The 21,437-nt window shown below is 69.3% G+C and carries 24 protein-coding genes; 8 read left to right on the top strand and 16 right to left on the bottom strand.

Annotation, left to right across the window (positions count from 1 at the left end; translation table 11 throughout):
• The 3 genes from BXA00_RS25355 to queE all read right to left on the bottom strand — a co-directional run bounded on the left by BXA00_RS25355 (position 1) and on the right by queE (position 1,739).
• Positions 1–474, bottom strand: a complete 474-nt coding sequence (locus BXA00_RS25355) for a MarR family winged helix-turn-helix transcriptional regulator (protein ID WP_076521135.1) — start codon at positions 472–474, stop codon at positions 1–3.
• A gap of 160 nt (positions 475–634) precedes the next feature.
• A complete protein-coding gene (gene queD, locus BXA00_RS25350; RefSeq protein ID WP_076521134.1) occupies positions 635–1,078 on the bottom strand; it encodes a 6-carboxytetrahydropterin synthase QueD in 444 nt (147 codons plus the stop codon).
• A 28-nt stretch (positions 1,079–1,106) separates the two neighbouring features.
• Positions 1,107–1,739, bottom strand: a complete 633-nt coding sequence (queE, locus tag BXA00_RS25345; RefSeq protein WP_076521133.1) for a 7-carboxy-7-deazaguanine synthase — start codon at positions 1,737–1,739, stop codon at positions 1,107–1,109.
• A 225-nt stretch (positions 1,740–1,964) separates the two neighbouring features.
• On the opposite strand from queE, the gene arfB reads away from it, so the two are divergent.
• The 4 genes from arfB to BXA00_RS25325 all read left to right on the top strand — a co-directional run bounded on the left by arfB (position 1,965) and on the right by BXA00_RS25325 (position 4,584).
• Positions 1,965–2,381, top strand: coding sequence for an alternative ribosome rescue aminoacyl-tRNA hydrolase ArfB (gene arfB, locus BXA00_RS25340; RefSeq protein WP_076521132.1), 417 nt, complete (start codon positions 1,965–1,967; stop codon positions 2,379–2,381).
• Positions 2,382–2,390: 9 nt separating this feature from the next.
• Entirely contained in the window at positions 2,391–3,083 is a 693-nt protein-coding gene (locus tag BXA00_RS25335) for a DUF2238 domain-containing protein (protein WP_076521131.1), read from the top strand.
• Positions 3,084–3,152: 69 nt separating this feature from the next.
• On the top strand, positions 3,153–3,500 hold the full coding sequence (locus BXA00_RS25330) for a helix-turn-helix transcriptional regulator (RefSeq protein ID WP_076521130.1): 348 nt from the start codon (positions 3,153–3,155) through the stop codon (positions 3,498–3,500).
• A gap of 28 nt (positions 3,501–3,528) precedes the next feature.
• The gene (locus tag BXA00_RS25325; protein ID WP_076521129.1) at positions 3,529–4,584 is read left to right on the top strand and encodes an alkene reductase; all 1,056 of its coding nucleotides are present in this window, start codon (positions 3,529–3,531) and stop codon (positions 4,582–4,584) included.
• A gap of 111 nt (positions 4,585–4,695) precedes the next feature.
• On the opposite strand, the gene BXA00_RS25320 is transcribed toward BXA00_RS25325, so the two are convergent.
• Entirely contained in the window at positions 4,696–5,544 is an 849-nt protein-coding gene (locus tag BXA00_RS25320) for a CPBP family intramembrane glutamic endopeptidase (protein ID WP_076521128.1), read from the bottom strand.
• Positions 5,545–5,699: 155 nt separating this feature from the next.
• Here BXA00_RS25320 and BXA00_RS25315 point away from each other — a divergent pair, with 155 nt between their 5' ends.
• Entirely contained in the window at positions 5,700–6,074 is a 375-nt protein-coding gene (locus BXA00_RS25315; RefSeq protein WP_076521127.1) for an MAPEG family protein, read from the top strand.
• Positions 6,075–6,124: 50 nt separating this feature from the next.
• On the opposite strand, the gene BXA00_RS25310 is transcribed toward BXA00_RS25315, so the two are convergent.
• From BXA00_RS25310 to BXA00_RS25265, 10 genes are all read right to left on the bottom strand, one after another.
• Entirely contained in the window at positions 6,125–6,559 is a 435-nt protein-coding gene (locus BXA00_RS25310; RefSeq protein WP_076521126.1) for a carboxypeptidase-like regulatory domain-containing protein, read from the bottom strand.
• A 204-nt stretch (positions 6,560–6,763) separates the two neighbouring features.
• Positions 6,764–7,558, bottom strand: a complete 795-nt coding sequence (locus BXA00_RS25305; protein WP_076521125.1) for an NRDE family protein — start codon at positions 7,556–7,558, stop codon at positions 6,764–6,766.
• A gap of 3 nt (positions 7,559–7,561) precedes the next feature.
• The gene (locus BXA00_RS25300; protein ID WP_231952159.1) at positions 7,562–9,523 is read right to left on the bottom strand and encodes an FUSC family protein; all 1,962 of its coding nucleotides are present in this window, start codon (positions 9,521–9,523) and stop codon (positions 7,562–7,564) included.
• Between the two features lie 39 nt (positions 9,524–9,562).
• Positions 9,563–10,045, bottom strand: a complete 483-nt coding sequence (locus BXA00_RS25295; protein WP_076521124.1) for a YbaK/prolyl-tRNA synthetase associated domain-containing protein — start codon at positions 10,043–10,045, stop codon at positions 9,563–9,565.
• A gap of 68 nt (positions 10,046–10,113) precedes the next feature.
• A complete protein-coding gene (locus BXA00_RS25290; protein WP_076521123.1) occupies positions 10,114–10,839 on the bottom strand; it encodes a response regulator transcription factor in 726 nt (241 codons plus the stop codon).
• A gap of 132 nt (positions 10,840–10,971) precedes the next feature.
• The gene (locus BXA00_RS25285) at positions 10,972–12,441 is read right to left on the bottom strand and encodes an efflux transporter outer membrane subunit (RefSeq protein ID WP_076521122.1); all 1,470 of its coding nucleotides are present in this window, start codon (positions 12,439–12,441) and stop codon (positions 10,972–10,974) included.
• Positions 12,442–12,446: 5 nt separating this feature from the next.
• Positions 12,447–13,592 carry an ABC transporter permease gene (locus BXA00_RS25280; protein WP_076521121.1) on the bottom strand — a complete coding sequence of 382 codons (1,146 nt, stop codon included), beginning with the start codon at positions 13,590–13,592 and terminating at the stop codon, positions 12,447–12,449.
• Entirely contained in the window at positions 13,589–14,536 is a 948-nt protein-coding gene (locus tag BXA00_RS25275) for an ABC transporter ATP-binding protein (protein WP_076521120.1), read from the bottom strand. The genes BXA00_RS25280 and BXA00_RS25275 overlap by 4 nt, the downstream gene beginning before the upstream one ends.
• A complete protein-coding gene (locus tag BXA00_RS25270) occupies positions 14,533–15,486 on the bottom strand; it encodes an HlyD family secretion protein (protein WP_076521119.1) in 954 nt (317 codons plus the stop codon). Before BXA00_RS25270 ends, BXA00_RS25275 begins: the two co-directional genes overlap by 4 nt.
• A 2-nt stretch (positions 15,487–15,488) precedes the next feature.
• On the bottom strand, positions 15,489–16,217 hold the full coding sequence (locus tag BXA00_RS25265; protein WP_076521118.1) for a TetR/AcrR family transcriptional regulator: 729 nt from the start codon (positions 16,215–16,217) through the stop codon (positions 15,489–15,491).
• Between the two features lie 162 nt (positions 16,218–16,379).
• On the opposite strand from BXA00_RS25265, the gene BXA00_RS25260 reads away from it, so the two are divergent.
• The 3 genes from BXA00_RS25260 to BXA00_RS25250 all read left to right on the top strand — a co-directional run bounded on the left by BXA00_RS25260 (position 16,380) and on the right by BXA00_RS25250 (position 18,850).
• Positions 16,380–17,429 carry an NADP-dependent oxidoreductase gene (locus BXA00_RS25260; protein ID WP_076521117.1) on the top strand — a complete coding sequence of 350 codons (1,050 nt, stop codon included), beginning with the start codon at positions 16,380–16,382 and terminating at the stop codon, positions 17,427–17,429.
• Positions 17,426–18,121, top strand: a complete 696-nt coding sequence (locus BXA00_RS25255) for a type 1 glutamine amidotransferase domain-containing protein (RefSeq protein WP_076521116.1) — start codon at positions 17,426–17,428, stop codon at positions 18,119–18,121. The genes BXA00_RS25260 and BXA00_RS25255 overlap by 4 nt, the downstream gene beginning before the upstream one ends.
• A gap of 129 nt (positions 18,122–18,250) precedes the next feature.
• Entirely contained in the window at positions 18,251–18,850 is a 600-nt protein-coding gene (locus tag BXA00_RS25250; protein ID WP_076521115.1) for an HD-GYP domain-containing protein, read from the top strand.
• Between the two features lie 6 nt (positions 18,851–18,856).
• Here the strand turns inward: BXA00_RS25250 and BXA00_RS25245 are convergent, their stop codons facing one another.
• Together BXA00_RS25245 and BXA00_RS25240 are read right to left on the bottom strand one after the other, a co-directional pair.
• The gene (locus BXA00_RS25245) at positions 18,857–20,455 is read right to left on the bottom strand and encodes a glycerol-3-phosphate dehydrogenase/oxidase (RefSeq protein WP_076521114.1); all 1,599 of its coding nucleotides are present in this window, start codon (positions 20,453–20,455) and stop codon (positions 18,857–18,859) included.
• Positions 20,456–20,548: 93 nt separating this feature from the next.
• A complete protein-coding gene (locus tag BXA00_RS25240) occupies positions 20,549–21,340 on the bottom strand; it encodes a DeoR/GlpR family DNA-binding transcription regulator (RefSeq protein ID WP_231952158.1) in 792 nt (263 codons plus the stop codon).
• Positions 21,341–21,437 lie beyond the last annotated feature (97 nt).

Here is a 21,437-nt window from a genome sequence, read left to right as displayed (position 1 = left end):
TCATGGCCGCGCGTCCTCTTGCGCCCCGGCGCCGCTGCGGCCCAGCGACACCTTCATGGCGTCGAAGACGCGCAGGCAGGCTTCGAGGTCGGACTCGCTGATGCCGTTGAAGATGCGGCGGCGCAGTTCGACCAGCACGTCTTCGACCTGGGCGCGCAGCGCGTGGCCGGCTTCGGTGAGGTGCAGGGTGCGGGCGCGGCGGTCGTGGGGGTCTTCGCGGCGTTCCATCAGCCCGGCGGCGACCAGTTGGTCCAGCACGCGCACCAGCGAGGGGCCTTCGACGCCCAGCGCCTCGGCCAGCGCGCCCTGGCGCACCCCATCGCCCAGCCGGCCGGCCAGGATGACGGGCCAGGCGGTGGCCTGCGACAGGCCGTAGTCGACGAGCGCCTTGTCGGCGGCGCCGCGATAGGCGCGCGACAGCACCATGAGGTTGGCGGTGGTGGCCATGAGCTGGGAGTCGGAAGGAGTAGGCATGGAATAGATTGTATCCTATCTATTAGCTTACTAATGATTGAAAATGACGACTATCTCGATAGATCTTTTCAATTGGAAAAATAGGGGGGCGGTTTTCCGTGGGTGGAAAACCGGGGACAAAACTGCGGCCGGCCGGCGCGACGGCAGCCGGCCTATCCGGTCAACCGTTGCAGTCGGCCCAGCAGTTCGGCGTTTCGTAGAGGCGCACGCGCGTCAGGCGCAGTTCGGCGCCGTAGTGGCCGTGGTAGTGCGGGGCCAGCGTTTCGAAGACGATGGCCGCCAGGTTTTCGGCGGTGGGGATGCGGTCCAGCACCACGGTCTTGTGGCCGGGCAGGGAATCCAGGAATCCGCGCACGGCGGCATCGCCTTCATAGACCAGGAACGCGTGGTCCCAGACGTCCACGATGTGCGTCTTGGCGATGTGCTTGATCTCGGAGAAGTCCATCACCATGCCGTTGTCGGACTCGCCGGGCGCCTGCACCACGTCGCCCGTCAGGGTGATCTCCAGCACGTAGCGATGGCCGTGCAGGTTGCGGCACTGGCTGCGGTGGTCGGGGATGCGGTGGCCGGCGTCGAACTCGAGCCTGCGGGTCACGGAAATCATCGCGCGCTCCGCACGGCGTGGGGGTGAATCATGGAATGCCTATGTATTTGTGGGTTTGCAGGCTGAGCCGCCATTGCGGGTGCTGCATGCAGTACTGGACGGCCTGCTCGGTGTTGGCCGCGCGCGCGGGTCCGTCCATGGGTTGCAGGAAGAAGTGTTCGAAATCGAGGTGCGCGAAGGCGTCGGGCAGGGCATTGAGCTGGGGGTAGACCAGCTTGAGCTCGTTTCCGCGCTCGACCACGACCGGCGCCGTGCCTTTGGGACTGACGCAGATCCAGTCGATCCCCGCGGGCGGCTTGATCGTGCCGTTGGTTTCGATGGCGACGGTGAACCCGCGGGCATGGATGGCGTCCAGCAGCGGCGCGTCCAGTTGCAGCAGCGGCTCGCCGCCCGTGAAGACCACGTAGCGGTTGTGCGTGTCCGGACCCCAGGCCGCGGCGATGGCGTCGGCCAGGAGGTCGGCCGAGGCGAACTTGCCGCCGCCGTCGCCATCGGTGCCGATGAAGTCGGTGTCGCAGAAGGTACAGGCGGCGCTGGCGCGGTCGCTCTCGCGGCCGGACCACAGGTTGCAGCCCGCGAACCGGCAGAATACCGCCGCGCGGCCTGCGTGGGCGCCTTCGCCTTGCAGGGTCTTGAAGATTTCTTTGGCGGTGTAAGTCATAGGGGGGCGGGCGGCCGGGCGCCGCGCGATTCGAGCAAAAGCGCGCTATTTTACTTGGCGCGGCGGATATGCGCCGAAAGACCCTGCTGGGCGGGGGTTCGGCGCAGCCGCGCGAGCCGCCGGCGCCCCGGCCCGCTCCGCCCCGCGTCCGCGTCAATCGCCGGCCCCGCGACCCGCCGGCCCACGCCGTGCAGGAAGCGTGGCGGCCCTGTAGACTTCCCGCCTATGTTTCACGTCCAAGACTCGCTTTTCATCGACGAACGCGACCTGACCTTCTCCATGATCCGCGCCCAGGGCGCGGGCGGGCAGAACGTCAACAAGGTGTCCAGCGCCGTCCATCTGCGCTTTGATGTGCGCGCTTCCCGTCTGCCGCCCGAGGTACAGGACGCGCTGTGCGCGCTGAGCGACCATCGCATCTCCAAGGAGGGGGTGATCGTCATCAAGTCGCAGGCGTTCCGCAGCCAGGAAAAAAACCGGGCCGAGGCCATCGAGCGCCTGGTGGCCATGGTCCGCGCGGCGATCCGGGTCGACAAGCCGCGCCGGGCCACCAAGCCGACGCGGGCCTCGCAGCGCCGGCGCGTGCAGCGCAAGGTGCTGCACGGCGAGGTCAAGCGGCTGCGCGGCCGGGTGCAGGGCGAATAGGAGGGGATCATGTCAGACGCGCGCCGCCGCTATCTGCTCACGCTGGCCGGGGTGTTCGCCGTCATCTGGACGGCGTTGGCCATCGATCCGCACGACCGCTCGGCCTGGGCGCTGGAAAACGCGCTGGTGCTGGCCCTGGGCGCCGTGCTGTTCGCCACGCGGCACGCGTTCGTGTTTTCGCGCGCGTCGTACACGCTGATCTTCCTGTTCCTGTGCCTGCACACCGTGGGGGCGCATTACACCTATTCGCTGGTTCCGTACGACGAGTGGTGGCGCGCCCTGACCGGCCACAGCCTGAACAGCCTGCTGGGCTGGGAGCGCAACAACTTTGACCGGGTCGTGCACTTTTCCTACGGGTTGCTCCTGGCCTATCCGATCCGCGAGATCTTCCTGCGCGTGGCCGAGGTGCGCGGCTTCTGGGCGTATTTCCTGCCCCTGGACGTGACGCTGTCCACCTCCGCGCTCTACGAGCTGATCGAGTGGGGCGCCGCGGAGTTCTTCGGCGGCGACCTGGGCGCAGCCTATCTCGGCACGCAGGGCGACATCTGGGACGCCCAGAAAGACATGGCGCTGGCGGCGCTGGGCGCGGTCATCGCCATGACCGTGACCGCGCTGGTCAACTGGAAGGCGCAGCGCGATCTGGCCCGCGATTGGGCCGACAGCCTCAAACCCGCGCGACGGCGGCAGGCCGATAGTCCTTGATGCCCGCAGGGGCATTTCTATATATCGGACAAACCCGATATATGATTCGATAAATTGCGATATACCAATATGACCGCAACTCCCTCACCCTCCGACCAGAACATCGCGCAGCCCGCCATCGACGCCGACGCCATCCTCAAGGCGCTGGCCAATCCGGTGCGGCGCGACATCCTGGCCTGGCTGAAGACGCCGCATGCGTACTTCGAGGAGCGCCCCGGCCACACCTTCGAACACGGGGTGTGCGCGGGCCACATCGACGACCGCTGCGGGCTGTCCCAGTCGACGGTGTCGTCGCATCTGGCCGTCTTGCAGCGCGCGGGCCTGATTTCGGCCACGAAGGTGGGGCAGTGGGTCTTTTTCCGTCGCAACGAGCCCGTGATTGCCGCGTTTCTGCGGCAGTTGAACCAGGATATGTAGCCCCATTGCCGGGACGAAAGGACTTTGCATGAACCCCTTGTTTGAACCGCTGAAAGTTGGCGACCTGACGCTGCGCAACCGCGTGGTCATGGCGCCTTTGACCCGCCAGCGCGCCAGCGCCGGCCGCGTCCCCAACGACCTGATGGTCGAGTACTACACCCAGCGCGCCGGCGCCGGCCTGATCCTGACCGAAGCCACCGCGGTCACGCCGCAGGGCGTCGGCTATGCCGACACGCCCGGGTTGTGGTCGCCGGAACAGGTCAAGGGCTGGCGCAAGGTGACGTCCGCCGTGCACGACAAGGGCAGCCTGATCGTGGCGCAGCTCTGGCACGTGGGCCGCATTTCCGATCCGATGTTCCTGGACGGCGAACTGCCCGTCGCGCCCAGCGCCATCGCCGCCAAGGGCCACGTCAGCCACGTGCGCCCCAAGCGCGCCTACGTGACGCCGCGCGCGCTGGAGACCGACGAGATTCCGGGCGTGGTGCAGGCCTACCGCCACGGTGCGCAGATGGCGATGGAAGCCGGCTTCGACGGGGTGGAAGTGCATGCCGCCAACGGCTACCTGCTGGACCAGTTCCTGCAGGACAGCACCAACCACCGCACCGACCAGTACGGCGGTTCGGTCGAAAACCGTGCGCGCCTGCTGATGGAAGTGGTCGACGCCTGCGTGGCCGTCTGGGGCCCGGGACGCGTGGGCGTGCACCTGTCGCCGCGCGGCGATGCGCACGACATGGGCGATTCGGACCGGGCGGGCCTGTTCACATATGTGGCGCGTGAACTCGGCAAGCGCGGCATCGCGTTCCTGTGCGTGCGCGAACATGAAGGCCCGGACAGCCTGGGGCCGGTGTTGAAGGCCGCGTTCGGCGGCGTGTATATCGGCAACGAGGGCTACACGCGCGAGAGCGCCGAAGCCGCCGTGGCCGCCGGCAGGGTCGACGCCGTGGCGTTTGGCGTGCCCTACATCGCCACGCCCGACCTGGCCGAGCGCCTGCAGCGCAACGCGCCGCTCAACACGCCGAACCCGGCGACCTTCTATGCTTCCGGCGCGGAAGGGTATACGGATTATCCGGCGCTGGCGGCTTGACGTTGCTGCTTGACGTTGCAGCTTGACGTTGCAGCTTGAAGCCACCCCCTGCAGCCACCCCCTGCAGCCACCCCCTGAAGCAATGGCCCGCCCTCGGCGGGCCTTTTGCTTTCACAGCGCGGCGCGCATCGGATAGGTGAACAGCCCGAAGTGCGCCACGTTCAGGCCCAGGTGCGCCAGCACGGCGGCGGAAAGGCCGCCGTAGCGGTAAGCCAGGCCATAGGCCGCGCCCGCCAGCCCGGCCAGCAGCATCCATTGCCATCCGCCCGCAAAATGGGCCAGCCCGAACAGCGCGGCCGCCACGGCCAGCGCCGCCCAGCCGCCCCACGCGCGGCTACGCCAACGCTGCGACAGGCGCTCTTGCACATACCCGCGAAACAGCGCCTCTTCGGCCAGCGTCACCAGCAGCGCATTGTTGATCAGCCAGATCCCGCCCGACGGCGGCCACTTGGGCGCCCACTGCACCACGCCCAGCGCCAGCGCCAGACCCAGGCATATTGCCACCGCGGCCCCGCAGGCCAGCAACGCCGCCGACAGCGTGAGGCGCGCACTGGCCGCGGCCATCGGCGGCGCCATCGCCAGCACCACCCAGAACGCCACCAGCGGTTTGTCCAGGTTCAGGAACATGCCGAACGGCACGGCGCCAGGACTGAGCGGGGCGGGTTCGATCACGCGCAGGTTGTGAAAGCCGGGCAGCAGATGCGCAAAGAGCAGCACGGCCACGGCCACGAACAACGCGTGCCCGGCCGCGCGCGCGGCCGGCCCCGCCTGCGAACGCGCCAGCAGCGCGGCCCCGAGCAACAGCGCCGGCCACGCCAGCGCGACCGGGTCGGCGACGCCCTCGGCCAAGGCCCAGGCCCACGCCACCGCCAGGGGGGCAAGGGCCCAGCGGCGCGTGCAGGGCGGCCACAGCATGGCTGCGGCCAGAAACAGGGCGGACCAGGGCAGGTCGTGAGGCATCGGCGGGCGGGGATTCGGGCGAACGCCAGAGTGTAAGCGCGGCCTGCGCCGGGCGCCGCTTTTGCCATGCGTGCATTTTCAGGCGACCATGCGGCAGCGGCGGCAGACGCCCCGCGTGTCCGGCGGGCCGGGAACCGCCATCCAGGGAGTCTGGGATGAAGAGTATCGCGTGGTTGATGTTGGCGGCGGCGCTGCTGCCGTTCGTGTGCACCATCATCGCCAAGGCCGGCGGCAAGCAGTTCGACAACAACGATCCGCGGACGTGGCTGGGGCGGCAGGAGGGATGGCGCGCCCGCGCCAACGCCGCCCAGGCAAACACCTTCGAGGCCCTGCCGTTCTTTTACGCCGCTGTGCTGTTCGCGCTTTACAACCAGGCGCCCGCCGCGCACGTGGCCACGCTGATGGCGTGCTGGCTGGGCACGCGGCTGGGTTACGTGGCGATGTACCTGGCCAATTGGGGCGCGCTGCGCTCGCTGGTCTGGACGGCGGGGGTGGGCTTCGTGATCGCGATCCTGTTCGCGGGCGTCTGAGGCCCGCGCCGGATCGTGGCGGCGGCGCTATCGGCAGCCGCCGCGCCGCGTCACTTCCATTCGAACATGGCGCGCGCGGTGCCGGAATCCTGCACCGAGACCTGGCGTTCCTGCGCCTTGCCGTCGAAGGTGGCCGAGATCCGGTAGCTGCCGGCCGGCAGCTTGACCAGCATGTAAGGGCCTTCGGCCGTGACCTGCAACACCGATTTGCCCTGCGCGTCCCGGATGACGACGGCGACGTCGGCGACGTAATCGGCCTTGCCGCCGCGCTGGGCGGCGAAGGTGAGCGCCAGCGGGTAGTTGCCGGAGGCGGCCTTCATGGCTTCGGATTCGTCGATGCCGATGCCGCCGCTGACGTATTCCACCGAGCCTTGATGCTTGACGGGCGGCATCCCGGCCTGGGCCGTGGAAAGAATGCCGGCGATGGCCATGCTGCCCACCGCCATGGCGGCGGCCATCGTGCAGCGTTCAAAACGTTTGTTCATGGAATTCTCCTGCGGGTAGGTCCGGCGCCGCCGAGCGGTCGCTCGCGTCCACCGGACGATTGCACTTCATTCGACCCGGTCGCCTGAACCGAGTTCGCGTCGTCTCGGCTCGGAAATCAACCGTTTGTATCAGCCGCAATTTTCTTGAGCGCGCGCGGCAGCCGTCCGCATCACGCATCTCGATCAGGCATCTCACATTACGCATTACGGATTACGCGGCAGGGCAGCCGCCGCGTGCCAGGTGAAGGTCAGCTGGCTCTCGCCCCTGACCGAGCCGTCCGGCGCGAATCGCCGTTCGTGCAGTTCGCCCGCGCCGTCGCCGTGCAGCGCCATCACGCTGGAGCTGCGGGTGCCGTAGTCCGGGCTGACGATGAACGGGCTGCTGAGCAGCTTTTCGCGGTCCAGGGGCAGGCCCGTGGCGGGCAGGTCGGCGTCATCCGCGGGCAGGGGATCGGCAAGCGCCGCGAACAACGCGGGCAGGTCGGGCTGCGGATGGCTCTCCAGCACGGCCGTGAAGGCGGCCTTGGTCCGCGCCAGCTTGGGCCAGGGCGTGTCCAAAAGGTGGTTGGACAGCGCGTACACGCCGGGCGCAAGCGCGCGGGGCCCGCCATCGCGGTTGCTCAGATACCAGGCCTGCGCGGCATCGCCCACGATCAGGTTGAACCCGTTGTAGGCCTGGTCCCGGCGATGCACGTCCTCCAGGTACGCCTGCGGGGCGATGTCCCCGCGCAGGAAGTCCTCGACCAGCGCGCCGCGCGACGGCGCGTTGTCCAGGTGCCGGCCCGGTTCGCGGAAATTGGTCACCAGCGCATAACGCCCGTGCGCCGTTGCCCCCATCCAGGTGCCGCCCGCCAGGCCGTCGCGGCCGGCATAGATGCCGGGGGCGTCGGGCCATTGCGCGGCGGGCAGGGTGGGGCGGGCGTGGAATTCATCGCGATTCGCGGCGATCAGCACGGGGATGCCCGGCAAGGTGTGCAGGGCCAGTACGGCAAGACACATGATTCAGACCTGATGAAGAGGAGAAGGGGGGGCGGGACGCCCGGGCGCCGCGGTGAAGTCGGGGCCGGCCAGGGTGGCGCGCAACGATTCGATTTCGGCGGCGACGTCCCGCAGCGCGGGCGACGGCGCCTCGATGGCGTCCGGGGGCACGGGCTGGCCCTGGTTGACGGCGGCCGCAATGCGGTCCAGGGCGGCGGCCAGTTGGGCGACCTGCGCGGCAGGGGGCGCGGGCTGGCCGGCGGGCAGCGACCAGACCGTGTCGGAGATGGCGTTGGCCACGCGTTCCAGCGCCACTTCCACCGGCCACCAGGCCAGGGCGCGGCGGCTGACGAGCCGCGGTTCGGACAGTCCGCGCTGCAGCGCGATGCGCAGGTCGGACAGCCGCGCGTAGGCCCGCGCGCGCAGGTCATGCCGGCTGCCGGGATCGGCCTGGAACACGGTGTTCAGGTAGGCGGCCAGCGTCGAGGTGGCGGCGGACACGGCATGATCCAGGTTGCTGCGTTCGATGCGCATCCAGGGCAGGTAGCCCACCAGCAGCACGATGGCCGACGCGACCCCCACGTCCACCAGCCGCGCCAGCGCGATGGACCAGCTTCCGGGTTGCAGCGCGCCGATCAGCAGCATGAGGATGGGCACCAATATGGCCGAGAACAGCCCGTAGTTGCGCCGTATCGACCAGGGCAGCAGCGCCGCCAGCCCGGCGACCGTGAGCAGGCTCGCGACGCCGCCGCGGTCCAGCGCCAGCACGGTGGCGCTGATCGCGACGCCCACCACGCTGCCCGCGCAGCTTTGCAGCGCGCGGGCAAAGACCGACCCGAAATTGGGCTTGAACACCACCACGACGATCAGGGGCACCCAGTAGGACCGGGGCAAGGCGGCGGCCAGGGCGACCGCCTCGGCGGCAAGCAGGCAGAGCCCCAGACGCACCAGATACCGCACGGTGGTCGGCCCGGGGCGGTAGGTCCGGACCAGCACGCGCCAGGGCGTTCGCGCGGGCGCGGGCGGCAGGTCGGCGCAGTCATCGGCGGGCGTGGCCCGCGTGCCGTTCAGCAACGGCTGCGCCTGCTCCAGCGCGTCCGCAAGCTGCGGCATGCCGGCGCGGCGCAGCGCGGCGATGTCGTCGCGCGCGTCCGGCTCGGCGTCATTTTCGACGCGGTCGGCCAGATGGTTCATGACCCGGGCGCATTCGGCCGGCAGCACGCGCCCGGCGCGCGCCAGCGCTAGCGCGGCGTTGGTGAGCGGCGTGCAGGCCTGCAGTTGCGCGACCAGGCGCGCCAGCCGCGGCGACGGGCCCGCCGACCGGCCCCGCGCGGCCAGGACGGTGTCGTAGGCGGTGGCCATGGCGCCTTCCATCTCGCGGCGCGCGGCCATGACGCGCGAGGTGCCGGTGGCCGCGAACATCGCGGCCAGCTTGCGGTAGGCCTGCGCCACCGCGGCCCGCTCCGGCGCGATGGGATTGACGACCCAGCCGGACAGCGTGAGCGCCAGGCCGAACAGCCCGCCCACGCCCACCAGCGCGGGCGGCAGCCACGGCGGCAGGGTCGAGGCCAGGCTGGAACCGACGATCACATAGGTGGCGAATTGCAGGGTGGCGACGGCCGCGATGGTGTTGAACGTGCCGACCAAACTGGCCGCCAGGACCAGCAGCATCATGCCGGCGGCGGTCCAGAGCCCGTGGCCGGCCATCAGGCTTCCCAGCAGATAGCCCAGCGCGCCGCCGAACACCGTGGCGCCGATGGACAGCGCGCGGTTGCGGTAGGGGCCGCCGTTGTCGCCCGTGATGGCGGGCAGCGCGCCCAGCGCCACCAGCGCGGCCGCCGGGCCCTGGTCCAGGACCAGCCCCGCGGCCGTCGGCAGTCCGATGGCCAGGGCGGCGCGCAGCATCACCCAGGGGTTGACCGGCGAAGGCTCCAGGTGCGCCAGGCTCATCAGCCAGCGCATGTTGGACGCGTGCGGGTGGCTCATCGATGGGCGGCGGGACAAGGCGGCCTCATGGGACGGTGCTCAGGCCCTGGTCAGCGGCGCCTCGTCGGGCGCCGCCAGGCGGAAGTAGTCTTCGGTGTTCAGGAGGATGGACGCGTCCAGGCGTCCGGCGTTGAAGACGATTTCCTCGTGCCGCTCGCGCAGGCTGGGATCCACCAGCAAGCACAGGTCCGGATTGAAGCTGAAGGGCGGGATGGCGCCGATCTCGCAGCCGGTGAGCTCGCGCGCGAGGTCGCGCGACGCGAGCGAGGCTTTCTTGCCGCCCGCGGCGCGCGCGATCGCGTCCAGATCGGCCTGCTTGTCGGCCGGAAACACCGCGAGCACGTTCTTGCGCAGATTGGACGAGATCTTCACCCGGCAGACCAGCGCCTTGGCGCCCTGGCTGACTTCGGTGCCGCGCACGGCGGCGACTTCGACGGACCGGCCCGCCGCGGCGTGTTCAAGCAGGCGATAGCGGGCCTGGTGCTGGGTAAGCAGGGCTTGCAGGCGTTCAAAGACTTCCATGGGGGCGACGGGGGAATGGGGCGGGCCGGGAGTCGGCCTCGTACGCGGAATCATACGCCCGCGCGGCGCTAGATTTCCCCAGTGAAGGCGTAGCCCCAGCCCCAGACCGTGCGTATCGGCAGCTCGACGTTGACATCCTGCGCCTTGCGCCGCAGGCGGCTGACCACGACGTCCGTGCGGCGCATGGATTCGCGGCCCGAATGCGGGTCCAGGCCGGGCGGGTCGCCGCGCGGCATGCGCTTGTCGGGCGATCCGGTCAGTTTCAGCAGGAACTCCCGCTCCGCCTGGGTCAGCGCCAGGCGCGTGCCCTGCGGGCTGACCAGGGTCCAGGCGGCGTCCAGGAATTGCCACTTGCCGGTGGGCACGGCGGGCGCCGAGGACGCCGCGGGCCGCGCGTCGGCCTCGGGGGCGCGGCGGCTGGCGGCGGCGGGCACGCGGCGCACCAGCGCCTGCAGGGCGGCCGCGATCTCGGCGGTGGCCACCTCGGGCGAAAAGCAGGCGTCGGCGCCGCAGTGCAGGCCAAGAATGCGGTTCTCAGGGGTGTCGAAGGCGGAAACGGCGACGATGCCGGCGGTGGTGTCCATGGCGCGCAGACCTGCGACGGCCATGCAAAGATCGGTAAATTCGGCTTGCATCACGAGCAGCGGGGTGCGGCGGGCCTGGAACAGGCGGAACAGTCCGTTGGAGTCTTCGCAAGGACGCGGCGAGAACCCCATTTCGGCCAGTTCGTCGCTGCGGCGCACGCGCTGGCTGGCGTCGGGAGCGAAGACGATCAGGTCTAATAGGTCATTCATGAATCGTTGTGAACATCATGCAGCTTGAGCGCTTGCATGATGCATCGGTTACAACGGTTTCCCAAACCGCGCACAACGACACTTTCCTACCCGAATTCTCGGCCATGGCCGCGAGATGTGCCTTTCGCGGCGTCAGGGAGCGTCGCCGGAGACCTCATTCCACCAGCCGCCGCCCAGCGCTTGTAACAACGCGGCCGTGTCGGTGTAGCGCGCCGCATCGGCCTGGATGCGCGAAATTTGCGTCTGTAACACCTGGCGCTGGCTGTCCAGCAGGCTCAGATGGCTGATGCCGCCCGCCTGGTAACGTCCCGCCGCGATCCGGCCGGCCTCGTCGGCGCGGCGCCAGGCGTCGTCATAGGCCGCGAAGGCCTCGCTGTCCGTCTGCACGGCGCGCAGCGCGTCGGCCACCTGGCGGAATCCGTCCAGCACCGTCTGCCGGTAGGACGCGGCGGCCGCGTCATAGGCCGCCTCGGCCGAGCGCTTGCGCGCGCGCAGCTCGCCGCCATGAAAAAGCGGCTGGACCAGTCCAAGCCCCAGATTCCACACGTTCACGCCATCGGACAGCTCGTTCACGCCCGTGCGCTGCGACCCGAAACTGGCGGTCAGGGTGAACTGCGGATACAGGTTGGCCGTGGCCACGCCCACGTCCGCCGACGCCTTGTGCCACAGGGCCTCGGCGGCCAGGATGTCGGGCCGCTGGCGGGTCAGGGCGGAGGGCACGCCCGTGGGAACGTCCGGCGGCAGCGTCAGGTCCGCCAGGCGCAGGGGCGGCGACTGCAGGGCGGCCGGCGCCACGCCCAGGTAGGTGGCCAGTTGATGGGTGACCTGCGCCAACTGGTATTGCAGCGGCGGCACGGTGGCGCGGGTCTGGGCGACCAGCAGTTCCTGGTTGCGCAGGTCGGCCAGCGCGATGCCGCCCGCGTCCAGGCGCTTTTGCATGATCTCCTGCTGGCGGACCTGCGCCGCCAGCAGCGCGTCCGTGGCCGCCAGCCGCTCGGCCAGGTCCGCCTGGCGGATCGCGGCGGTCACGACGTTGGCCGCCAGCGACATGCGCGCCGCCTGCAGTTCGTGCGCCTGGTAGTCCATCTGCGCGGCCAGGCCCTCCAGCACGCGCTGGTTGGCGCCGAACACGTCCAGCGTGTAGGACACGTCGATGGAGGCGTTGTAGAGCGTGAAAGGCGGGGGCGGCTCTGTCACCGGCACGCCGTAGGCCGCCGGATCCACTTTTTTGCGGGCCACCGACAGATTGCCGTCCACCGAGGGCAGCGTGCGGCCGCCGGTCTCGGCGGACAGGTCCTCGCGCGCCTGGCGCAGCCGCGCGCGCGCTTCATCCAGCGTGGGACTGGCGGCGAGCGCCTGGCGCACCAGCCGGTCCAGTTCCTCCGACCGGAAAAGCTGCCACCACTGCGCGGGAATGTCCGCGCCCGGCTGCAGGCGCTGCTCGCCCGCGGGCAGCGCATCCTGTCCCTGCGGGGTGTAGGACGCCACGTCCGGCGTGGCCGGCTGGGGGAAGTCGGGGCCGACCGCGCAGGCGGACAGCAGCGCGCACAGCGCAAGCGGGGCCAGGGGGCGGGGAGCGGACAGGCGGGCGGGGCGGCGCATGGGTATCAATCCAGGGTGCGGCGGTAGAACTTCACGGCGGCGGTCATGACGATGACGGTAAAGACCATCAGCGGCCAGATGTTCGGCCACAGGTCCCACCAGCCGTTGCCTTTGAGCAGGATGCCGCGGATCAGCCGGTTGAAATACGTCAGCGGCAGCAGGTTGCCCAGGTGCTGCGCCCACATCGGCATGCCCTGGAACGGGAACATGAATCCCGACAGCAGCATGTTGGGCAGGAAATAGAACATGGTGAGCTGCATGGCCTGAAGCTGGTTCTGTGCCAGCGACGACAGGGTGATGCCCACCGTCAGGTTGGCCGCCACGAACAGCAGCGCGGCCAGGTAGACCGACAGCAGGCTGCCCATGATGGGCACGTGAAACACGAAATGCGCGGCCGCCAGGATGATGCTGGCCTGGATCAGGCCGATGGCGATATAGGGCACGATCTTCCCGGTCATCACCTCGATCGGGCGCACCGGCATCGCCAGCAGGTTTTCCATGGTGCCGCGTTCGCGCTCGCGGGTCATCGCCAGCCCGGTCATCATCACGAGCGTCATCGTCAGGATCACGCCCATCAGGCCCGGCACGGTGTTGTATTGCGAGATCTGCTCTTCGTTGTAGAGCTGGTGGATGCGCACGTCGAAAGGCGGCTGGCCGCCCGCCAGGCTGGCGAGCGGTCCGGTCAGGTCCTTTTGCGCGACGGCCTGGGTCAGCTGCGTGGCCGCGCCCAGCGCCATGCCGGTCGCCATGGGGTCGGTGGCGTCGGCCTCGATCAGCAGGGCGGGGCGCTCGCCGCGCAACAGGCTGCGGGTGAAATCCGGCGGAATCGTCACCACGAACAGCACGCGCCCCTGCGCCAGCGCGGCGCGTCCCGCTTCTTCGTTGTCCAGTTCCTCGACGATGTGAAAGTAGTCCGACGAGCGCATCGCCGCGATGAAGCTGCGTGTGAAGGGGCTGTGGTCCGACGCGATGACGGCGGTGGGCATCTGCCGCGGATCGGTGTTGATGGCGTAGCCAAAGAGCGCCAGCTGCATGATGGGCAGCCCCACGATCATGCCGAAGGTGATGCGGTCGCGGCGCAGTTGCAGGAACTCCTTGAGCACCATGCTCCACCAGCGCGACCAGGAAAATCCGTTCAGGCGCAAGGTCATGGGGCGCTCGCAAAGTTGTCGGTGGACCGGTTCATCAGGTAGATGAAGACGTCCTCCAGGCTGGTGTCGATGCGTTCCAGGCGCAGGTCCTGGCCTTCGATGGCGGCGCGCAGCGTGCGCTCCAGCAATGCCGCATCCCGGCCGCTGACGTGCAGCGCCGAGCCGAAGGCCACCGTCTGGTCCACGCCCGGCGCGCGGCGCAGTTGCTGGCCCAGCGGCACCAGGTTCTGCCCGTGGATCGCCCAGGTGGTCAGGCCCTGTTCGGCGATGACCTCATCGGCGGTGCCCTGGGTCAGCAGCTTGCCGTAGGAAATGTAGGCCAGCTTGTGGCAGCGTTCGGCCTCGTCCATGTAGTGGGTGCTGACCAGCACCGAGATGCCGCGCGCGGCCAGCTCATGCAGCTGTTCCCAGAAATCGCGCCGCGCCGTGGGGTCCACCCCGGCCGTGGGCTCGTCCAGCAGCAGCAGCCTGGGCTGGTGCAGCAGGCAGGCGGCCAGCGCCAGCCGCTGTTTCCATCCGCCCGACAGCGATCCGGTCAGTTGCCCGGCGCGGCTTTGCAGGCCGAGGTCCTGCAGGGCGCGGTCCACCGCCTCCTTGCGCTGGGCCATGCCGTACATGCGCGCCACGAAGTCCAGGTTCTCGCGGATGGTCAGGTCCTCCCAGTACGAGAACTTCTGCGTCATGTAGCCCACGTTGCGCTTGATCTGCGCGCTGTCGCGCAGGATGTCGTAGCCCAGGCAGGTGCCGCTGCCCGAATCCGGCGTGAGCAGGCCGCACATGAGGCGGATGCAGGTCGTCTTGCCGCTGCCGTTGGGGCCCAGAAAGCCGAAGATCTCGCCCTTGCGCACCTGCAGCGTCACGTCGTTCACGACGTGCTTGCTGCCGAAGTGCTTGTTCAGGCCGTGAACGTCGATGACGTAGCCGCCGGCATCGGTTGCGCTCATGGCAGGGTGGCCTCCACGGGCTGGCCGGGATGCAGCCGCGCCGCCGCCTCGGGCGCGGGGCGGGCCTCGACCATGTAGACCAGCTTGCTGCGGCTTTCGCGGCTGTAGATCACCGGCGGCGTGTATTCCGCCTGGTCCGAGACGTAGTCGATGCGCACGGGTATCGGATCGCCGCAGCCGTCGCAGCGCAGCGTGGCCTCCTGGCCGATCTTGAGCGATCCCACGATCGTCTCCGGCACGAAGAAGCGCACCTTGACGTTGCCCGGCGGCAGCAGGCTGACGACCGGGCTGCCGGCGGGCACCCATTCGCCCACGCGGTACATCGTGTCGAACACGCGGCCGGCCGCGGGGGCCGCGAGCTGCTTCTGGGCCAGCGTCCATTCGGCCTGCGCCAGCGCCGCGTCGGCGGCCTGGACCTGCGACGCCTGCGCGCGCCGCGCCTCGTCGCGGCCGGGCAGGCGGTTGACTTCGACCTGCGCCTGCAGCTCGCGCACGCGGGCGGCATCCGACTGCGCCTGTTCGCGGCTGTCGTCCAGTTGCGAGCGCGCGATGCCGCCGATGCGGAACTGCGCGATGTCGCGCTGCAGTTGCGCGGCGGACCGCCGGCTGGCGGCTTGCGCCTGCGCCAGTTGCGCCAGGCTGACGTCGACCTCGGGCGGCCGCTTGCCGGTGGCGATGTCCTCCAGTTGCGCACGCGCCGCCGCCAGTTCCGCTCGCGCCTGATCGCGCGCCGCGGCCTCGCGCGTGGCGTCCAGCGTGTACAGGGGCTGGGCCGCGTCCACGAGCTGGCCGCGCCGCACCGCCAGGGAGTCCAGGCGGCCGGCCTCGGACGAGGCCACATACACGTAATCGCCCTCTACGTAACCCTGGTAGAAGGCCGGTTCATGGTTGCCGCAGCCGGACAGGGACAGCAGGGCCAGGGCGGCGGGCAGGGGAAGGCGGGTGCGCATGGTCAGCGTCCTGAAGGCGGGGCCGGGGAAAGGCCGGGCGGCGTGAACAGGCCGCCCGTCAGCATGGCGATGGCGTGGGCCGCGATCGCCTCGTTGTCGATGGATTGCGCCACCGGGTCGTCCTGCCAGATCCGGCGCCACAGCGTGGATGTGGCCAGCGGCAGCAGGGTCAGGCCCAGGATGGAAAGAAACACCAGCCGCGGTTCGACGCCCGGCGTGATCGCGCCGCGGCGCTGGCAGTCGGCGATCAGGCCGGCAAAGGCTTGCAGCCGGTCCGAAGGCAGGTGGCGCAGCACGCGGTCGCGCAACTGGCCGCCTTCGTTGACGACCTCGTGCATCCACAGGGACGGCAGCCAGGGCTTGTCGGTGGCGCTTTGGACCACGCGGCCCACGATCTCGGTGATGTAGCGCCGCGCCGCCGCGGCCGGGTCTTGCGGCGCCTCGGCGGCGGGGGCGCCCAGCGGCACGGGCGCCCACACGAAGCCGATCACCGGCACGATCCGTTCCAGGACCACGGCGTCGATCAGCTGGTCGCGGCTCTTGAAGTAGTAATGCAGCATCGCCGGCGTGACGCCAGCCCGTTGGGCGATGCTGGCGATGGTGGTCGCGGCGACGCCCTGGGCGGCGAACAGTTGCGTCGCCAAGTCCAGCAGGTTGGCGCGGGCGGCGGCGTTGTCCGGGCGCGGCGGGCGGCCGGGACGGCGTGCGGGAGCGGAGGGTGCGGAAGACATGCGGCAGATTCTAATTAAAGAATTAATTAATTAAAAGGGGCGCGATCATCAAGGTTTCAAGCCCGGGGGACGGGGCGTGGATGGTGTAATGGACCGGTTCCCCGTCCCGCCGGCCGCACGCCATCACCGCGCCAGCCGGCCTCTACAAGGAGACCGCACGTCATGCCGCAATCCTCTTCGACCAACCGCCGGATCGTGCTTGCCGCGCGTCCGCAAGGCGAACCCGCCGACAACGACTTCCGTCTCGAAACGGGCGAGGTGCCGCAGCCCGGCCCGGGCCAGGTGCTGCTGCGCACGGTCTACCTGTCGCTCGACCCCTACATGCGCGGCCGCATGAGCGATGCGCCGTCCTACGCCGAGCCGGTCCAGATCGGCGAGGTGATGGTGGGCGGCACGGTCACGCGCGTGCAGGCCTCGAACCATCCGCAGTTCCAGGTGGGCGAATGGGTGCTGGCGCAATCGGGCTGGCAGGACTATGCCGTGTCCGACGGCGCCGGGCTCCTGCGCCTGGGCCCCAATCCGGAGCACCCGTCCTGGTCGCTGGGCGTGCTGGGCATGCCCGGCTTCACCGGCTACATGGGCCTGCTGGACATCGGCCAGCCCAAGGCCGGCGAGACCGTGGTCGTGGCGGCGGCCAGCGGCGCGGTGGGCGCGGTGGTGGGCCAGATCGCCAAGATCCATGGCTGCAAAGTCGTGGGCATCGCGGGCGGACCGGACAAGTGCCGGTACGTGGTCGAGGAACTGGGCTTTGACGACTGCCTGGACCACCGGCAGCCCGACCTGCCCGGGCGCCTGGCAAAAGCCGTGCCGCAAGGCATCGACGTGTACTTCGAGAACGTGGGCGGCGCTGTCTTTGACGCGGTGCTTCCGCTGCTGAACCCGCGCGCCCGCATCCCGGTCTGCGGGCTGATCTCGGCCTACAACGCCACCAGCCAGCCCGAGGGCCCGGACCGCCTGGCGCTGCTGATGCGAACCATCCTGACCAAGCGCCTGCGGATGCAGGGCTTCATCATCTTCAATGAATACGCGCACCGCTACGGCGAATTCCGCGAGGCGATGCAGGACCTCATCAAGCAAGGCCGCATCAAGTATCGTGAAGACGTGGTCGACGGCCTGGAAAATGCCCCGCGCGGGCTGATCGGGCTGCTCAAGGGCGAAAATGCCGGCAAACGCATCGTGCGGGTCGGTCCTGACGAATGGAGCGCAACATGAACATATTGATCGTGCTGACTTCCCACGACACGCTGGGCAATACGGGGCGCAAGACCGGCTTCTGGCTGGAGGAGTTCGCGGCGCCGTATTACGCCTTCGTGGATGCGGGCGCCAAGGTCACGCTGGCCTCGCCGCTGGGCGGGCAGCCGCCGCTGGACCCCAAGAGCGACGACCCCGACGCCCAGACCGACGACACGCGCCGCTTTCGCCAGGACGAGCAGGCGCAGCGCCTGCTGGCGTCCACGCACCGATTGTCCGAGATGCAGGCGTCGGATTTCGACGCGGTGTTCTACCCGGGCGGCCACGGTCCGCTATGGGACCTGGCCGAAGACGTCAAATCGGTCGCGCTGATCGAGACCATGCTGGCGGCGGGCAAGCCGGTGTCGGCCGTATGCCATGCGCCGGGCGTGCTGCGCCATGCCAAGACCGCGGACGGCAAGCCGCTGGTGCAGGGCAGGCAGGTCACGGGCTTTTCCAACGCGGAGGAAGCCGCCGTGGAACTGACCGACGTGGTGCCGTTCCTGGTCGAGGACGAACTGAAAAAGCTGGGCGGCCAGTACAGCAGCGGGCCGGATTGGCAGCCGCATGTGGTCTGCGACGGGCTGCTCATCACGGGCCAGAATCCCGCCTCCTCGGTGGGTGTGGCCGAGGCGCTGCTCAAACGCCTGAAGGACCTGGCGGCGCCGGGCTGAAGCCGAACCGCGCGCGGGCCCGGCCGCCCGCGGCGTGCCGGGCGGCCGGGAACCGCCACGCCTTGTGTCAGAATCGCGGCTTTTCGATATTTGCGCGTCGCCCCGGTGTGGCGGCGCGCTCGCTTTCCCATGCCTTCCGACGTTCCCGAAAACCCAGCAGGATCCTACGAAGCGGTGCTGTTCGCCGCGATGCAGGCGCGTGACCCGGCCACCGGCCGGCATTGCAACAGAGTCGTTGCGCTGAGCGTTGCGCTGGCCCGGGCCTGCGGGCTGGCCGAGGCGGAACTGGAAGTGATCGCCCCGGCCGCGCGGCTGCACGACGTGGGCAAGATCGGCACGCCCGATCGCGTGCTGCATCACCCGCACCGCCTGGAAAACGAAGATTGGGAAATCATGAAGGCGCACGCCGCGGCGGGCGCCGCCCTTATCATGCAGACCGCCATGCCGCAGCGCGAGGCCATTGCGCTGGCGGTGCGGCACCACCATGAGCACTTCGACGGCTCCGGCTACCCGGACGGACTGGCCGGGCATGCCATTCCGCTGCACGCGCGGATCATTTCGGTGGCCGATTCCTACGACGCGCTGGGCGACGCGCGGCCCTACCATCCGGCGCGCACCCATGCGCAGATCATGCGCATCCTGAACCAGGAGCGCGGATCCAAATGCGATCCCGACCTGCTGCGCGTGTTCGAATCGATGATCGGGGAAAGCCGGCTGCGCGTGCCGTAGCGGGGTCTACTTCAGGCGATAGTGCGCCGCGACGGCGGCCAGGTCCTGCAGCGTGCGCTGCTGCCAGGCCGCGTCGTGGCCCAGTTCCTCGGCCAGGATGCGCGCGACTTCGGGGGCGGCCAGCATCGCGGCCTCGGCATCCAGGAACAGCGCGCGATTGCGGCGCGCCAGCACGTCTTCGGCGCTGCGCGCCAGTTCGAATCGCGCCGCGAAACGGACGTGCGCTTCCGAAAGCCCGCTCGCCTTGACCAGCATGCGCTGCGCGCCGGGCAGGGCCTGCAGCGTCGGCAGGTCGCTGCCGTAATAGCTGTCGGGCGTGCCGGCATGTTCCTGCGAAGGCGCCAGGCCCCCCGCGCCGTGCAGCGGCAGCGATTCGGTGCGGCATGACGCCTGGGTCAGCAACTGGTGCTGGATCGCGGTGTCCACCACGTCCTGCGCCATGCGGCGGTAGGTGGTCCACTTGCCGCCGGTCACCGTGACCAGCCCGGCCTTGGACACCAGGATGGTGTGTTCGCGCGACAGCTTCTTGGTGGATGCTTCTCCGGTGGCCTTGACCAGCGGACGCAGCCCGGCCCATACGCTGGTGACGTCGGCGCGCGTGGGCTTGCGGCTCAGGTAGCGCGCCGCGGTGTTCAGGATGAAGTCCACGTCCTGTTCGCCGGCGTCGGGGTCCAGCGGCAGGTCCTGGCGCGGCGTGTCGGTCGTGCCCACGATGGTGTGGCCGTTCCACGGCACCACGAACAGCACGCGGCCGTCGTCGGTCTTGGGAATCAGGACGGCGCGCTTGCCGGGCAGGAAATCCTGCGGCAGGGTCAGGTGCACGCCCTGGCTGGGCGCGACCATGCTTTGCGCGTTCTTGTCTTCCATGCGGCGCACTGCATCCACCCAGACGCCGGTGGCGTTGACGACGCAGCGCGCGCGCAGCGTGAAGGTCGAGCCGCCGATCACGTCCTGCGCGGTCACGCCGTCCACCTTGCCGCCCGTGGTGGTCAGGCCGGTGGCGCGCACGTAGTTCACGGCCGTGCCGCCCAGATCGAAGAGGGTGCGCATCAGGCTCACCGCCAGGCGCGCGTCGTCAAACTGGCCGTCGTAGTACAGGACACCGCCCTTCAGGCTGCGGCCATTCACGCTTTCGGCCAGCGTGGGCGCATTGGCCAGCGTCTCGCGGCGCGACAGCCAGCGGCTGGGCGACAGGTTCAGCTTGCCGGCCAGCATGTCGTACATCTTCAGGCCGATGCCGTAGAACGGCTGGTCCAGCATGCTGTAGGCAGGCACCACGAAGCCCAGGGGCCACACCAGGTGCGGCGCGTTGCGGTTGAGCAGGCCGCGTTCGTGCAGGGCCTCGCGCACCAGGCTGACATTGCCTTGCGCCAGATAGCGCACGCCGCCGTGCACCAGCTTGGTCGCCTTGCTGGACGTGCCCTTGGCAAAGTCGGCGCCTTCGATCAGGAGCGTGCGGTAGCCGCGCGAGGCGGCATCGACCGCGGTGCCCAGGCCGGTCGCGCCGCCGCCGATGACGATGACGTCCCAGGAGTGCGTGTTGTCCAGCGTGTTCAGGAGTCGGCTGCGGTCGGGCGGGGTGACGGAGGCGAGGGGTCGGTTCATGTTCTTTGATGGCGGCGGGGCCGCGAGGTAAATGCGTCGGTGGTCGCGTCGGCGGCCCGGCAGCGGACAACGGGCCCGCTCGGGCGCGCGCGGTCAGGGTGTGGGTTTCAGGGTGTTCGGCGCCGCGGCGACGTCGCAGCGCACGCCGGCGTCCAGCAGCACCTGGGCCAGCGGCTCCTGCGGGTGGGCGTCGGTGAAGAACCGGTCGATCTGCGAAATATGCGCGAGCTCCACCATGGCCTGGCGCTTGAACTTGCTGCTGTCGGCGGCCAGCCAGACCTCGCGCGATTGTTCGATGATGGTGCGGGCCACGCGCACCTCGCGGAAGTCGTAGTCGCGCAGGGTGCCGTCGGCCTCGATGCCGGAAATGCCGATCAGGCCGATATCGACCTTGAACTGGCGGATGAAGTCCATTGTGGCCTCGCCGACGATGCCGCGGTCGCGCGAGCGCACCACGCCGCCCGCCACGATGACTTCGCAGTCCGGGTTGTCGGACAGGATGTCGGCCACGTGCAGGTTGTTGGTGATGACGCGCAGCCCGCGGTGGCGCAGCAGCGCGCGCGCGATGGCCTCGGTGGTCGTGCCGATGTTCAGGATCAGCGAACAGCCGTCGGGCACGGCGCGCGCCACGGCTTCGGCGATGCGCTGCTTGCCCGCGGCGTGCAGCCCCTGCCGCTTGCGGTAGGCGATGTTCTCGATGGTGGAGGCTTCGATGCGGACGCCGCCATGAAAGCGCGACAGCAGGCCGGCTTCGGACAGGATGTTGACGTCCCGCCGCACGGTCTGCAGCGTGACGTCGAAGTGTTTGGCAAGCGCTTCGATCGAGGCGGAGCCCTGGGCCCGGACCATTTCGATCAGCGCGCTCTGGCGTGGATTCAGTGTCATGTTCGCATGATAAAACAACAAAAGCGAAAAATAATGACGCACCGCAAGATTGTTTTTTGTTCGCTTCTTGAGTAAAACGCACAAAAAACGAAAGCCA

Source organism: Achromobacter sp. MFA1 R4, from assembly GCF_900156745.1.
GTDB lineage: Bacteria > Pseudomonadota > Gammaproteobacteria > Burkholderiales > Burkholderiaceae_B > Achromobacter.
The sequence above is the reverse complement of the archived record's forward strand: the minus strand, read 5'-3'. Positions and strand labels throughout refer to the sequence as shown.